11 protein-coding genes are annotated in these 13,788 nt (G+C 64.3%); 3 read left to right on the forward strand and 8 right to left on the reverse strand.

Annotated features, from left to right (window positions below; translation table 11 throughout):
• Window positions 1–125: 125 nt before the first annotated feature.
• The 4 genes from FJ938_RS02315 to FJ938_RS02330 form a co-directional block, all read right to left on the reverse strand.
• Window positions 126–1,391: a glycerate kinase gene (locus FJ938_RS02315; protein WP_140690778.1), complete on the reverse strand. Its 1,266-nt coding sequence runs from the start codon at window positions 1,389–1,391 to the stop codon at window positions 126–128.
• Window positions 1,392–1,566: 175 nt separating this feature from the next.
• Window positions 1,567–2,073 carry a heme-degrading domain-containing protein gene (locus tag FJ938_RS02320; RefSeq protein ID WP_140690780.1) on the reverse strand — a complete coding sequence of 169 codons (507 nt, stop codon included), beginning with the start codon at window positions 2,071–2,073 and terminating at the stop codon, window positions 1,567–1,569.
• 78 nt (window positions 2,074–2,151) lie between these two features.
• Complete coding sequence (gene guaD, locus FJ938_RS02325; protein ID WP_140690782.1) at window positions 2,152–3,465, reverse strand: guanine deaminase; 1,314 nt, start codon at window positions 3,463–3,465, stop codon at window positions 2,152–2,154.
• Between the two features lie 2 nt (window positions 3,466–3,467).
• Window positions 3,468–4,685, reverse strand: a complete 1,218-nt coding sequence (locus tag FJ938_RS02330; protein WP_140690784.1) for a urate hydroxylase PuuD — start codon at window positions 4,683–4,685, stop codon at window positions 3,468–3,470.
• Between the two features lie 137 nt (window positions 4,686–4,822).
• On the opposite strand from FJ938_RS02330, the gene FJ938_RS02335 reads away from it, so the two are divergent.
• From FJ938_RS02335 to FJ938_RS02345, 3 genes are all read left to right on the forward strand, one after another.
• Window positions 4,823–5,743, forward strand: coding sequence for a LysR family transcriptional regulator (locus tag FJ938_RS02335; protein WP_140606729.1), 921 nt, complete (start codon window positions 4,823–4,825; stop codon window positions 5,741–5,743).
• A gap of 128 nt (window positions 5,744–5,871) precedes the next feature.
• Window positions 5,872–6,864, forward strand: coding sequence for an LLM class flavin-dependent oxidoreductase (locus FJ938_RS02340; RefSeq protein ID WP_140690786.1), 993 nt, complete (start codon window positions 5,872–5,874; stop codon window positions 6,862–6,864).
• Complete coding sequence (locus FJ938_RS02345) at window positions 6,861–8,114, forward strand: LLM class flavin-dependent oxidoreductase (protein ID WP_140690789.1); 1,254 nt, start codon at window positions 6,861–6,863, stop codon at window positions 8,112–8,114. The genes FJ938_RS02340 and FJ938_RS02345 overlap by 4 nt, the downstream gene beginning before the upstream one ends.
• Window positions 8,115–8,123: 9 nt before the next feature.
• Here FJ938_RS02345 and xdhC read toward each other — a convergent pair whose 3' ends face one another.
• From xdhC to uraH, 4 genes are all read right to left on the reverse strand, one after another.
• The gene (gene xdhC, locus FJ938_RS02350) at window positions 8,124–9,122 is read right to left on the reverse strand and encodes a xanthine dehydrogenase accessory protein XdhC (RefSeq protein ID WP_140690791.1); all 999 of its coding nucleotides are present in this window, start codon (window positions 9,120–9,122) and stop codon (window positions 8,124–8,126) included.
• A gap of 62 nt (window positions 9,123–9,184) precedes the next feature.
• Window positions 9,185–11,548, reverse strand: coding sequence for a xanthine dehydrogenase molybdopterin binding subunit (xdhB, locus tag FJ938_RS02355; protein WP_140690793.1), 2,364 nt, complete (start codon window positions 11,546–11,548; stop codon window positions 9,185–9,187).
• 214 nt (window positions 11,549–11,762) lie between these two features.
• Window positions 11,763–13,244 carry a xanthine dehydrogenase small subunit gene (gene xdhA, locus FJ938_RS02360; protein ID WP_140690795.1) on the reverse strand — a complete coding sequence of 494 codons (1,482 nt, stop codon included), beginning with the start codon at window positions 13,242–13,244 and terminating at the stop codon, window positions 11,763–11,765.
• A gap of 3 nt (window positions 13,245–13,247) precedes the next feature.
• Window positions 13,248–13,622, reverse strand: a complete 375-nt coding sequence (gene uraH, locus FJ938_RS02365) for a hydroxyisourate hydrolase (RefSeq protein ID WP_140690797.1) — start codon at window positions 13,620–13,622, stop codon at window positions 13,248–13,250.
• Between the last annotated feature and the right edge of the window lie 166 nt (window positions 13,623–13,788).

The raw sequence follows: 13,788 nt of genomic DNA on the forward strand, positions 1-13,788 counted from the left end.
GGAATCAGACTTCAGTCGAAAAGGGAATCCCAACGATTCACCCTATTCGCCCGACGCTCTAGGGTCTTCGCGACGGAGCTTCGCTCCTACTTCGCCCTAGGATGACGACGTCGGAGGCCCTGCCGTCAACGGACGAGGATCGCCCTCAAATCATTGACGTTCGTACCGGTTGGGCCAGGCGCGAAAAGATCGCCGACGGCATTGAAGGCCGTCCAGGCGTTGTTACCCGCCAGCATCGCCTTGGCGTCGACGCCGGCCGCGCGCATGCGTGACACGGTTGAGCCGTCGGCGAAAGCGCCGGCGTTGTTTTCCGAGCCATCGATGCCGTCCGTGTCGGCGGCCAGCGCATGGATGCCTTCCACGCCGCTGATGCCGAGGGCGAAGGCGAGCAGGAATTCCGAGTTGCGGCCGCCCTTGCCCTTTGCCCGCAATGTCACGGTGGTTTCGCCGCCCGACAGGATCAGCACTGGCTTCTTGAACGGCCGGTCGCGCGTCGCCACTTCGCGAGCGATGGCCGCGTGAACACCGCCGATCTCACGTGCCTCGCCCTCGATGGCATCGGAAAGGATGACGGCTTCGACGCCTTGGCGCCAGGCTTCCGCCGCAGCTGCTTCCAGTGACACGCCAGCCGAGGCGATCAGATGCACTTCATTGCGCGAAAAGCGCTGATCGTGGGGATCTGGCGCATCGGCGGCCGGCGAACTGATGTGGGCCATCACCGCCGCCGGCAGGTTCATACCATAGGCCGAGATCGACGCCAGCGCATCTTCGCGGCTGCCGGTGTCCGGCACGGTCGGGCCGGACGCGACAAGTGCCGGATTGTCACCGGGAATGTCGGAGACAACCAGCGACACCACCCTGGCCGGCCAGGCGGCTGCGGCCAGCCGGCCACCCTTGATGGTGGAGACATGCTTGCGGATGGTGTTCATCGCCGCGATCGGCGCCCCGGACGCGAGCAGCGCCTCGTTGACGGCTATCTCATCGGCCAGTGTCAAGCCCTCGGCCGGAGACGGCAGCAGTGCCGAGCCGCCGCCGGAAATCAGCGCCACGACCAGATCGTCCGCCGTGAGGCCGTGGACCTTTGCGAGCAAGCGCCGCGACGCTTCGAGGCCAGCGGCATCCGGCACAGGATGCGCCGCCTCGATGATCTCGATGCGCTCGCATTTGGCGCCATAGCCGTAGCGGGTGACGACCAGCCCTTCGATCGGCCCGTCCCACACCTTTTCGAAGGCCGCCGCCATCTGCGCCGAGCCTTTCCCCGCGCCGATGACGATGGTTCGGCCCTTGGGTCTAGCCGGCAAATGATGCCTGATGGTCTTCTCCGGGTCGGCGGCGGCGACGGCCGCCTTGAAGATCGAGGTGAGGAAGGTTTTCGGATCGAGCACGGTCATATCTGGCCGCCATGTGCGGTTGGCGAACTTCTGAAAAGTTGGCGCCGCCCCTCACCCTTACCCTCTCCACGTGAAGAACGGGGAGTGGGGGTTGCCGGCGTTGCGGCAAAGTCCCTTCTCCCCGTCCCTAAACGGGAAGAAGATGCCGGCAGGCGGATGAGGGGCGGCGTCAACGTCACGAATTTGTTTCCGGCGACAGAGCAAGCTCGCTTGTTTCGATGCCCAGGTGATTGCACAGCGCGTCGACCACCACGCCATGATCCTCGCGCTCCGGCAGTCCGGAGACGGCGATCACGCCAATGACGCCGGCGCCCTTGACCGTGACGGGAAAGCCGCCGCCGGCCAAGACGTAGTCCGAGATAGCCAGCCCCTCACCGACCTTGAAGGTGCGGTCCGGGCGCTGCTGTTCCAGCACCATGCGGTAGGTGCTTCGCAGGAACCGTTTGACGACATTGATCTTGCGCCGCGCCCAGTCGGGATTGGAGGCGTTGGAACCGGGCATTGCCGCATAGAACAGCGGCCGGCCCCACAGCCTGATATCCACGATGATGGGCAGGTTTTCGGCGAGAGCCCGGTCCCGGATGGCCGAGCCGATCTTGAAGGCAACGGCTTCATCGAAGGCGGCAAAGACAAGGGTCTCTTCCTGTCTCTTGATCAGAGCGATGTCGTCAGCAACGGCCATGTCGTTCCCCTGTCAACTTCGCCGCACGCTTTGACCGATGGCTGCCGCCGGGTCAAGCAAGGAACGCACCGTAGGCCTCTAATTCGCCAGGTCACTCTTGGCGGGCCGCCCCGCGACATAGACCTCGCGCACCGCACGGTCGTCACCCAGCGTCTGCAGCAGAAACAGTTCCTGCGCCAGTGTCTCCACCGTTTCCATCCTGAGCCGCATCGCGGGTGTTGCCCTGGCGTCGAGCACGACGATATCGGCGTCGGTGCTTTCATCCAGCGTGCCGATCTTTTCCGCCATCGACAGCGCCTCGGCATTGCCGCGCGTTATCTGCCAGAAGGACTGGAACGGGTTCAGCTTCTCGCCGTTCAGCGCGATCACCTTGTAGCCTTCGTCCATGGTTCGCAGCATGGAATAGTTGGTACCGCCGCCGACATCGGTGGCCGCCGCGATCCGCAACGGTTTCTCGCGACGGCGGTAGCGCTGATAGTCGAACAGGCCGGAACCGAGGAACAGGTTCGAGGTCGGGCAGAACACCGCCACCGAACCGCTATCCGAAAGCGCATCGGCCTCACGTTCCCCCAGATGGATGCAGTGACCGAACAGGCTCTTTTTGCCCAGCAGCCCATAATGTTCGTAGACGTCGGTGTAGTCGCGCGACCAGGGGTAGAGCTGTTGGGTGAAGGCGATCTCGGCATGATTTTCCGACAGATGCGTCTGCATGTGCAGGCCGGGATATTCCCGGCACAAGGCTCCAGCCATCTCCATCTGCTCCGGCGAGGAGGTGATGGCGAAGCGGGGCGTGATGGCATAGTGCTGACGCCCCTTGCCGTGCCACTCCGCGATCAACGCCTTGCTGTCGTCATAGCCTGATTGCGCCGTATCGAGCACGCCCTCGGGCGCGTTGCGGTCCATCATCACCTTGCCAGCGATGTTGAGCATGTCGCGCGCATGCGACTCGGCGAAGAAGGCTTCGGCGGAGGCCTTGTGCACCGAGCAGTAGGCGACCACCGTTGTCGTGCCGTGGCGGACCGTCTCGTCAAGGAACAGCCGCGCGATGCGGCGGCCATGCTGCGCATTGGCGAATTTCGTCTCTTCCGGGAAGGTGTAGGTGTTCAGCCAGTCGAGCAGTTCGGCGCCGTAGGAAGCGATGATCTGCATCTGCGGGAAATGCACGTGCGTATCGATGAAGCCCGGCAGCAGCAGATGCGGCCGGTGATCGATCTTTGTTGTCCCCTCACCGGCATGCTTCTCGACATCGGCATAGGCGCCGGCAGCGACGATCATGCCGTCGCTTATCAGCAGGCCGCCATCCTCCTCGTAGCGCCAGGCGGAATGATCGTCGATGGTTTCGGGCCAGCGCACGAAGGACAGCGTGCGGCCGCGCAGAAGTGTCGAGGTCATGCTTATTTCCCTGCGCCTTCGAACCAGGCCACCAGCAACGCCCGTTCCTTGTCCGATATCTGGCTGACATTGGCGGGCGGCATGGCGTGGCTGCGGCCGGCCTGCAGATAGATCTCGCGGGCGTGATTGGCGATGTTGGCATCGGTGTCCAGCATTACGCCCTTGGGGGCATGGTAGATACCTTCGTAGACGGGCTCGGCCGCATGGCACATCGAGCAACGGCCGAGCACAGTGTCGCGCACGGCCGGGAAGTGCGCGGAGGCGATATAGACTTCGGCCGAGGCGGAAGCCTTCGGCTCGCCGGTCAGCACCTTCGGCACGGTCGACAGCCAGATGATGACCATGAACAGGACGAGGGCGCCGAGCCAGGTCCAGTGCGGGTTGCCGGCACGCTTGTGAACGGTGTTGAAATAGTGCCGGATCAAGACGCCGATGATGAACACCAGCGAGGCGATGACCCAGTTGAACTGCGTGCCGAACGCCAGGGGATAGTGGTTCGACAGCATCAGGAACAGCACCGGCAGCGTCAGGTAGTTGTTGTGAAGCGAGCGCTGCTTGGCGATCTTGCCATATTTGGGGTCTGGCTTGCGGCCGGCGATGAGGTCGGCGACGACGATCTTCTGGTTGGGGATAATGACCATGAAGACGTTGGCCGACATGATCGTCGCGGTGATGGCGCCCAGATGCAGGAAAGCGGCGCGTCCGGTGAACAGGTGCGTCAGCCCCCAGGCGATGAACACCAGCACGCAGTAGAGAACCAGCATCAGGCCGGTGTCGCTTTTGCCGAGCGGCGAGCGGCACAGGAGATCATAGACCACCCAGCCGACGCCGATCGTTGCCATCGACAGCAGGATGCCTGTAGGCACCGACATGGGCAGCACATTGGGATCGATCAGGAACAGGTCGGCGCCGGCGTAATAGACCACACACAGCATGGCAAAACCTGAGAGCCAGGTGGCGTAGGATTCCCATTTGAACCAGGTCAGGTGCTCCGGCATCTCGGCCGGCGCCACCAGATATTTCTGGATGTGGTAGAAGCCGCCGCCATGCACCTGCCATTCCTCGCCGAAGGCGCCGACGGGCATGCCCGGACGCTGGCGCAGCCCGAGATCGAGCGCGACGAAATAGAATGACGAGCCAATCCAGGCGATGGCGGTGATGACATGCAGCCAGCGCACGGCGAAGCTCAGCCAGTCCCAGAAAATCGCGAAATCCATCATTGAAGTCGTCCCTGCCGATCGGGTGACTTTACGGTGTGGCGCGCAAACGAAAAGAGGCGAGGTGTGCGATGACTTTCAAAAAAAAATGGAAAATACTAGGGTTGGCTATACGCAGCCCATGAAAGCCACGGAACCGCATGGCCTATCTCGACAACATCGCCGTCTTCGTTCGCGTCGTCGAACTCGGCAACCTGTCGGCGGCGGGCCGCGACATGCGCATTTCGCCGGCGGTCGCCTCCAACCGCATCAAGGAACTGGAGAAGCATCTTGGCGTGCGGCTGTTCAACCGCACCACACGGCAATTGATGCCGACCGAGCATGGCACGGTGTTTTATGCCGGGGCCAAGCAGGTGCTGGAGGCGATCACCGAGGCGGAGGCCGCCGTCTCGGCGCTGTCCGGCCAGCCACGCGGCACCATCAAGGTGACGGCGCCGCTCGGCCTCGGGCGCAGGCTGGTGGCTTCGGGGATTCCCGATTTCCACGACAAATATCCTGATATCGAGGTGCGGCTCAGGCTCTCCGACCACAATGTCGACATCATGAAGGAAGGCATCGACGTCGCCTTCCGGCTTGGCATCATCGAGGATTCCAGCCTGCGGATGCGCGGCATCATGGACTGCGAACGCGTGCTGGTGGCCGCGCCCAAATATCTGGAGGCGCGCGGTGAGCCGGCGGAGCCGCAGGAACTGATCGGCCGCAAGCACGACTGCCTGATGCTGCGTTATTCCGGCGCGCGCGAATATGTCTGGACCTTACAGACCCCGACCGGGCCGCAGAAATTCGAGGTGCACGGGCCCTACGACACCGATGATGGCGACGTGCTGACCGGCTGGGCACTGTCCGGGCGCGGCATCATCAACAAGCCGCGCTTCGAGGTCGAGCCGTTCATCCGCGACCGGCGGCTGAAGGTGATCCTCGCCAACACGCCACCGACGCCGGTGCAATTCGCCGCCGTCTATCCGCACAAGAAGCTGCAAGACCCGAAGGTGCGGCTGTTGCTCGACTTCATGGCGGAGCGCTGCCAGCGGCTGATCAAGGATATCCTCGCCGGGAAGTAGAGCTGGCCGGCGAGTGACCGCCCACTGGCCCACCCGAAGGGCTTGCCTTGCCAGAGGACAAACTTAGTTTCGTCCTCTGCGCGGTTTGACCCGGGCAATCCGCACCTTGGATGAGATACGAGCAGCCGATGGGCAACACCACGACGATGCATCTCGCCGTTTCACTCGATCTCACATCCATGTCAACGCCGGACTTCGGCCTTGTTGCCGGCCTTGCCCGCAAGGCGGAAGAGGCGGGCCTGGACATGGCCATTATCGTCGATTCCGCCCCTGGCAGTGCCCATTCTAGCAGTTCGTTCGAGGCGACGACACTCTTGGCGGCACTGGCAACTGTAACCAGTAGGATCGGCCTGGTCGCCAGGGCCTCGACAATTGCCCACCAGCCTTACAATCTGGCGCGCCGTTTTGCGTCGCTCGACATCATCAGCCACGGCCGCACTGGCTGGAACGCGACCGTGGCGCAGTCACCACGCGAGGCCGCCAACTTCAGCAGGCCCGAAGGATTTTCGGACGAGGATTTTCGACGCCGTGCGGAGGAATTCATCGGCATCGTGCAGGGCCTGTGGCAGGGCTGGGATCCGGACGCGCTGCTGTTCGACAAGAGCGGCGGCCGCTTCCACGATCCGGACAAGATGCACCTGCTCGACCACAAAGGTGAGTTCTTCTCGGTGCGCGGTCCGTTGAATGTCGCGCGCTCGCCGCAGGACATGCCGGTGCTGGTGCTGTCCGACCTTTCGGAGCCCGACATGGATGTCGCTGCCCGCACCGCCGATGTCATCCTGCTGGACGACGGGCCGGCAGGAGGCGCGAAAGCACGCCTTGACGATCTGAAGCGCCGCGTCATGGCCGCCGGGCGCGATCCGGACGCCGTGCGGGTGCTGATGAATGTCTCGCTCGCCGCCGGTGGTGGACCTGACGCCATCGCCGACAGGCTGGAGGAACGGTTCCAGTCAAGGAGTTGCGACGGGTTCAACATCCTGATGCCGGCGCGGGGTCCGGCGCTCGACGATTTCGTCGATCGTGTCGTGCCGGAGTTGCGGCGGTGCGGCCTCGTTCGAGGGGGCTATCGTGGAACAACCTTGCGCTCGCATCTTGGGCTTGCCGGCGGAGGTGAGCAATGACCGCGTCCCGCCAGATGAAGCTCGGCGCCTTCCTCTGGGCGACGGGCCATTACATCGCCGCCTGGCGCCACCCCAAGGCGCATGTGACGGCCGGCATCGACATCGACCATTATATCCGATTGGCGCGCACGGCCGAGGCGGCCAAGTTCGACATGATCTTCTGCGAGGATGCCGCCGGCCTGCGCGAGGCCAATGTCAACATCGCCAGCCAGACGTCGCGGTCGATCGGCTTCGAGCCGATCAGCCTGCTCTCGGCGCTCGCCGTCCAGACCAGCCGCATCGGCCTCGTTTCGACGGCCTCAACAAGTTACAACGAGCCCTACGGCCTGGCACGGACCTTCCTGTCGCTCGACCATCTGAGCGGCGGCCGGGCCGGCTGGAACCTGGTCACCTCGGCCAGCCCGATCGAAGCCGCCAATTTCGGCTCGACGGGCCTCAGGCCCCATGCAGACCGCTATGAGCGGGCGCGCGAGTTCGCAGACGTGGTTACCGGTCTTTGGAGCGGCAAGGCTTCCGCTCACGACGGCCAGAGCTTTTCGGTGCGCGATCCGCTCGACCTGCCGCGCTCGCCGCAAGGTGCGCCGGTCATGGTCCAGGCTGGCGCCTCGGATGTCGGCCGCGACCTTGCCGCCCGCACCGCCGACGTCGTGTTCACCGCGGCACAGACCTTCGAGGAAGCCAAGGCCTTTTATGACGACCTCAAGGGGCGCGTGGCGGCCTATGGGCGTGAGCCGGACGACATCAAGATCATGCCCGGCGTGGCGCCGGTGGTGGCGGAAACCGAGGCCGAAGCCCGGGAGAAACATGAGGAATTGCAGGAACTGATCCCCGACGATGTCGGCGTGGCGCTGCTGTCCAGCTATCTCAGCATCTCCGATCTATGGCGCTATCCGATCGACGGGCCGCTGCCCCAGCTGCCGGAGAGCGAGGGCATGAAAAGCCGGCAGGCGCTGGTCGTCGAGCAGTCGCGCCGCGACGGGCTCTCCATCCGCCAGCTTGCCCGCCACTTCGCCGGCGCACGCGGCCATTGGCGCGTCGTCGGCACGGCGGCGCAGGTCGCCAACGAGTTGCAGGCGCGGTTCGAAGGCGGTGCCGCCGACGGCTTCAACGTGATGCCGTCCTACTTCCCCGGCGAACTCGACGCCTTTGCCACGCTGGTCGTACCGGAGCTGCAGCGGCGCGGCCTGTTTCGCCGGGACTATGAGGGCCGCACGCTGCGTGAACATCTCGGCTTGAAACGGCCGGCTTAGCGCGCAAGCTTAGCTCGCCATCACCCTGTCATGGGGATGGTTGGCACTTGAGGCCGCCCCGTGCACGACCAGCGCCGTCATGATCTCGGCGGCCGCAAGTGCGGCGATGACGGCCGGGCGCTTGTCCTTGACGGCATCGCCGCCGATCGGCGAGACGAGGCGGGCAAATTCCGCTTCGCTGCCGTCGGCCGACTTCAGGAACCAGTTCCTGAACGTCGCCTTCTTGGTCTTCGAGCCGATCATGCCAACATAGGCCGCGTCGTCACGTTTCAACGCTTCGGCGACGATCAGGAAATCGAGCGCATGGTCATGGGTGAGGATGGCGAAGGCGGTGCCGGCTGGGGCGTTGCGCACCTCGGCCTCGGGCATTGGGGTCAGCCGCGTCTCGACGGTTTCCGGCATGCCTTCCAGCGCCTCGGCGCGTGTCTCGATGACGACGCCGTGGACGGGAAGAAGCGCTACCGTCGACGCCAGCGCCTGGCCGACATGGCCGCCACCGAAGATATAGACATGCGGCAGATGCGCCTCCTCGGCTTCGGCGGCCGCCACCAATTCGGCGGCGAGTGCGGCATCGACCAGCCGGATCAGCACCTCCACGCGCCCGCCGCAGCATTGGCCGATTTCTGGCCCCAGCGGCACATCCAGCGTGGCGCAGACTTCGTCGACTTCGATGCGGGTTCCTTTACCCTCCCCCTTGTGGGGAGGGTCGGACGACGCAGTCGTCCGGGGCGGGGGTTCTCCGGACGCTGCGCCCCCACCCCCGCCGGCCTTGCCGGCCGACCCTCCCCACAAGGGGGAGGGTGAAGACCCAACCATCTGCCGTGCCCTGTCGATCGCCATATATTCAAGCTGGCCGCCGCCGATCGTGCCAAAGATCGCCGACGCCGAGACGAGCATGAAGGCGCCCTTCTCACGCGGCGTCGAGCCTCTTGTCCCGGCCACCTCGACCAGGGCAAGCCGGCCGGTGCTGCCGAGAAAGGCTTTCAGGCTTTGCACTTTCGAGTTCATGGTTCACGTTCCCGAACAGGGAATATAGGGTTTTTCGGCTGGGATTGCACGTTTGCCGGCCTTCAGTCGCCGGCCTTGACCTCGTTCTTCAGCCGCTCGATCGCCATCAGCACGCGTTCCGGCGTTGCCGGCGCATCGAGACGCGGGCAGATCTTGTGGTCGGCGACGCTGGCAACCGCATCGGACAGCGCGTGCAGGACCGCCATGCCATGCGGCAGCGGCGGCTCGCCCACCGCCTTGGAGCGATGGATGGTCGGCTCATAGGCTTGCGACCAGTCGGTCAGCGCCACGTTGAAAATCTTCGGGCGATCCGACGCCAGCGGGATCTTGTAGGTCGAGGGCGCATGCGTGCGCAGCCGGCCCTTGTCGTCCCACCACAGCTCTTCCGTCGTCAACCAACCCATGCCCTGGATGAAGCCGCCCTCGACCTGGCCGATATCGATCGCCTGGTTCAGCGACCGGCCGCAATCGTGCAGGATATCGGCGCGCTCGACGACATATTCGCCGGTCAGCGTGTCGACCGACACCTCCGCGCAGGCCGCGCCATAGGCGTAGTAATAGAAGGCATGGCCCTGGCCCTTGCTGCGGTCCCAATGGATTTTCGGGGTCTTGTAGAAGCCGGCGGCCGAAAGCTGGACGCGCGCAATATAGGCCTGCTTGACCAGATCGTTGAAGCTGACCTCCTGGTTGCCGACCCGCACCCGGTTGGGCAGGAACACCACCTGATCGATCGGCACCTGGTACTTTTCAGCGGCGAAATCGGTCAACCGCTGGCGAATCTGGCGCGCTGCATTCTGCGCCGCCATGCCGTTGAGGTCGGCGCCCGATGACGCCGCCGTCGGCGCGGTGTTCGGCACCTTGGCGGTGGTGGTGGCCGTGATCTTCACCCGGTCGAGGTCGATCTGGAATTCTTCCGCAACGACCTGCGCCACCTTGAGGTGCAGGCCCTGGCCCATTTCGGTGCCGCCATGGTTCATGTGCACCGAACCATCGGCATAGACGTGCACCAGCGCGCCGGCCTGGTTGGACTCGGTCTTGGTAAAGGAAATGCCGAACTTCACCGGCGTCAGCGCCAGGCCGCGCTTGATGAAACGGCTGTTGGCGTTGAGGGCTGAAATTTCGCGCCTGCGCCGCGCGTAACTGGCACTTTCCTCGAGTTCGGCGACGATGCGCTGGATGATGCAGTCCTCGACCTTCTGGTGATAGGGCGTGACATTGCGGCTGCCGATCGCTTCCATCGGGTCATAGAAATTCAGCTTGCGTATCTCGAGCGGATCCTTGCCGACCGCGAAGGCCACCTCGTCGATGACCCGCTCGGCGCCGACCATGCCTTGCGGGCCGCCGAAACCGCGAAAGGCGGTGTTGGAGACGGTATTGGTGTAAAGCGGCGCCGATTTGGCCAGCACGTTCGGGTAGAAATAGGCGTTATCGCAGTGGAACAACGCGCGATCGCCGACCGGCCCGGACAGATCGGCCGAGAAGCCGCAGCGCAAGGCGTAGGTGAAGTCGACGCCGAGAATATTGCCCTCGTCGTCGAAGCCCACTTCATAGTCGATGGCAAAATCATGCCGCTTGCCGGTGGCGGTCATGTCCTCGTCGCGGTCGAGGCGGATCTTGACCGCGCGCTTCAGCTTCTTGGCCGCGATGGCGGCGATCGCGGCACACTGGTTTGCCTGCGTTTCCTTGCCGCCGAAGCCGCCGCCCATGCGGCGCACTTCCACCGTCACCGCGTGGCTCGGCACGCCGAGCGTGTGGGCGACCAGATGCTGCGTCTCGCTCGGCCCCTGGGTCGAGCAGTAGACGGTCACTTCATCGTCCTCGCCGGGGATTGCCAGCGACACCTGGCCTTCGAGGTAGAAATGATCCTGGCCGCCGACCCACATGCGGTTCTTGATGCGGCGTGGCGCTGCCGCGATGGCCGCGGCCGCATCGCCGCGGCGCAAGATCAGCGGCGTGGTCACCTGCTTGTCGTTGACCGGATCGAGATCCCAGATTCCGATCACGGCAGGCAGTTCTTCATACTCGATTCTGGCCAGGCGCGCCGCGCGGCGCGCGGCCTCGCGCGTCTCGCCGATCACGGCGAAGATCGGCTGGCCAAAGAACTGCACCTTGCCTTCGGCCAGCACCGGATCGTCATGCATGTTGCTGGGCGAAACATCGTTCTCGCCGGGCACGTCGGCATAGGTCAGGACATCGACGACCCCAGCGGCGGTCCGCACCGCCGACAGGTCGATGCTCCCGAGCATGCCGTGCGCCACCGTGGACAGGCCGAGGCCGACATGCAGCGTGCCGGCCGGTTCCGGCATGTCGTCGATATAGACGGCTGTGCCGCTGACATGTTTGTGCGCGGAATCATGGCGCTGGTCGGTGGCGACGCCGCCGGTGATTTTTTCGGCCTTGAGGTTGGGGGCAGCGTGCTTGTTCATCGAGCGCCTCTTTTCCCTTCTCCCCGTTCACGGGGAGAAGGTGGCCCGGAGGGCCGGATGAGGGGCCGCGCCAAGGCTGATAAGTTTCCGGGAGCTGGCACAGCACGGCGCCGCCCCTCATCTGCCTGCCGGCATCTTCTCCCCGTGAACGGAGAGAAGGACGCTATTCGCGACCGTCCGGTCCCTTGGCCGAATGAGTTGATCTGCAAGCCCATCACGCCGCCTCGTACCTTGAAACCTGGATCGGCTCGCTTGTGCCGCTGGTCTCGGCAAAGAACCGCAAGAGAAGATTCCGCGCCGCCAGGGCGCGATATTCGGCGCTTGCGCGCATATCGGTCAGCGGTGTGAAATCCCTGGCGTATTCGGCCATTGCAGCCTCGACCGTCTGTTCGGTCCACGGCTTGCTCAGCAAGGCCTGTTCGACGGCCGACGCTCGCTTCGGCGTCGCCGCCATGCCGCCATAGGCAATGCGCACATCCGCGACCGTGCCGTCCTTGGCGACCGTCAGGAAAAAGGCGCCGAGGGCCGCCGTGATGTCTTCGTCGCGGCGCTTCGTGAGCTTATAGACAGCGAACTTTGTGCCCTTGGCCGGCACCGGAACGTCGACGGCCTCGACGAACTCACCGGGCTGCCTGTCCTGTTTGCCGTAGGCGATGAAGAAGGTTTCCAGCGGGATCGTGCGCCGCTTGTCGCCCTTGCGCAGTGTCAGCCGCGCGCCAAGCGCGATCAGCGGCGGTGGCGTATCGCCGATCGGCGAGCCGTTGGCGATGTTGCCGCCGATAGTGCCCATGTTGCGCACCTGTTCGCCGCCGATGCGGTCGAACAGCGGCCCGAGCGCCGGGATGCGTTTCGACAGCGTCGAGAAGGCTTCGGTGTAGGTGACGCCGGCGCCAATCGTTATGACGCCGTCATCTTCCGAAATGGTGCAAAGCCCGTCGAGATCGCCGATGAAAATCGCCGGCGAGATGTCGCGCATGTGCTTGGTCACCCACAGGCCGACATCGGTCGAACCGGCGACGATGGTGGCGCCGGGTTCCTTATCCAACACCGTGGCGAGATCGTCGACATCGGCCGGCACGATTAGCCGCGCCTTGCCCGACCCGATTTCGATCCGGGCTCGGTCATCAAGCGCCTGCAGTCGTGCGGTAATGTCCTGACGCTCCGTGGCGAGCGGGTCGTTCGCCGCCTTGCCGTAGCTGGAGATGGCGTGCGCGGCACGCATGATCGCCTCGTAGCCGGTGCAGCGGCAGAGATTGCCTTGCAAAGCCTTTTCGATCGCCGCATCCGATGGGTCCGGCGACTTCATCCACAGCCCATAGAGCGACATGACGAAGCCCGGGGTGCAGAAGCCGCATTGCGAGCCATGGAAATCGACCATCGCCTGCTGGACGGGATGCAACTGGCCAGGTTCCCCGCGCAGATGCTCGACGGTGACGACATGGGTGCCGTCGAGCGAGCCAAGGAAGCGGATGCAGGCATTGACGCTTTCATAGACCAGGCCATCGGCCGAAAGCTTGCCGACCAGCACGGTACAGGCACCGCAATCGCCCTCGGCGCAGCCTTCCTTGGTGCCGCGCAGCGAACGGTCGAGCCGCAGCCAGTCGAGCAAGGTCGCGTCGGGCGACACGGACGACAGCACGACATCGCTGCCATTGAGGATGAAGCGGATCTCGTTGCGGATATTGACCTTGGCCATGCCTCAACTCCCCCTGTAGGTGGAATAGCCGTAGGGCGAGATCAGCAACGGTACATGATAATGCACCGACTCCGCCATGCCGAAGCGGATCGGCACGCTATCGAGGAAGGCCGGCTTCGGCAGTTTCGTGCCCTGGCCGCGCAGGTAGTCGCCTGCCGCGAACACCAGCTCGTATTCACCGGCGCGGAATTCACTGCCTGCGAGCAGCGGCGCGTCGCAGCGGCCATCGGCATTGGTGGTAACTGTCTTCAGATGTGCCCGCGCGTCGCCGTCGAGACGGTAGAGCGCGATCGACAATCCCGCCGCCGGCCTGCCGGTGGCCGTGTCCAGGACGTGCGTCGTCAGACGACCGCCATCGGCTTTCGACGTTTCTGCCACTGGCCGCCTCCCATGCTGGTACAACAGAACAATATTGATGAATTGTGCGCCAATTAAAGGCGATGCATAAGTCCCGGTCGAGCGGAGTGCGACAAAAACACTTTCAAAAATTTTCGGGGGAATGCGAGAAGCACCCTTTCGATATCCTGATCATACTTCGGGCCAT

The organism is Mesorhizobium sp. B2-4-14, assembly GCF_006442155.1.
In the GTDB taxonomy this organism is placed as follows: domain Bacteria; phylum Pseudomonadota; class Alphaproteobacteria; order Rhizobiales; family Rhizobiaceae; genus Mesorhizobium.

What these genes read in the sequence shown, in the direction of transcription:
- FJ938_RS02315 (WP_140690778.1), bottom strand. Translation starts at nt 1,391, where the DNA reads ATGACCGTGCTCGATCCGAAAACCTTCCTCACCTCGATCTTCAAGGCG.
- FJ938_RS02320 (WP_140690780.1), bottom strand. Translation starts at nt 2,073, where the DNA reads ATGGCCGTTGCTGACGACATCGCTCTGATCAAGAGACAGGAAGAGACC.
- guaD (WP_140690782.1), bottom strand. Translation starts at nt 3,465, where the DNA reads ATGACCTCGACACTTCTGCGCGGCCGCACGCTGTCCTTCGTGCGCTGG.
- FJ938_RS02330 (WP_140690784.1), bottom strand. Translation starts at nt 4,685, where the DNA reads ATGATGGATTTCGCGATTTTCTGGGACTGGCTGAGCTTCGCCGTGCGC.
- FJ938_RS02335 (WP_140606729.1), top strand. Translation starts at nt 4,823, where the DNA reads ATGGCCTATCTCGACAACATCGCCGTCTTCGTTCGCGTCGTCGAACTC.
- FJ938_RS02340 (WP_140690786.1), top strand. Translation starts at nt 5,872, where the DNA reads ATGGGCAACACCACGACGATGCATCTCGCCGTTTCACTCGATCTCACA.
- FJ938_RS02345 (WP_140690789.1), top strand. Translation starts at nt 6,861, where the DNA reads ATGACCGCGTCCCGCCAGATGAAGCTCGGCGCCTTCCTCTGGGCGACG.
- xdhC (WP_140690791.1), bottom strand. Translation starts at nt 9,122, where the DNA reads ATGAACTCGAAAGTGCAAAGCCTGAAAGCCTTTCTCGGCAGCACCGGC.
- xdhB (WP_140690793.1), bottom strand. Translation starts at nt 11,548, where the DNA reads ATGAACAAGCACGCTGCCCCCAACCTCAAGGCCGAAAAAATCACCGGC.
- xdhA (WP_140690795.1), bottom strand. Translation starts at nt 13,244, where the DNA reads ATGGCCAAGGTCAATATCCGCAACGAGATCCGCTTCATCCTCAATGGC.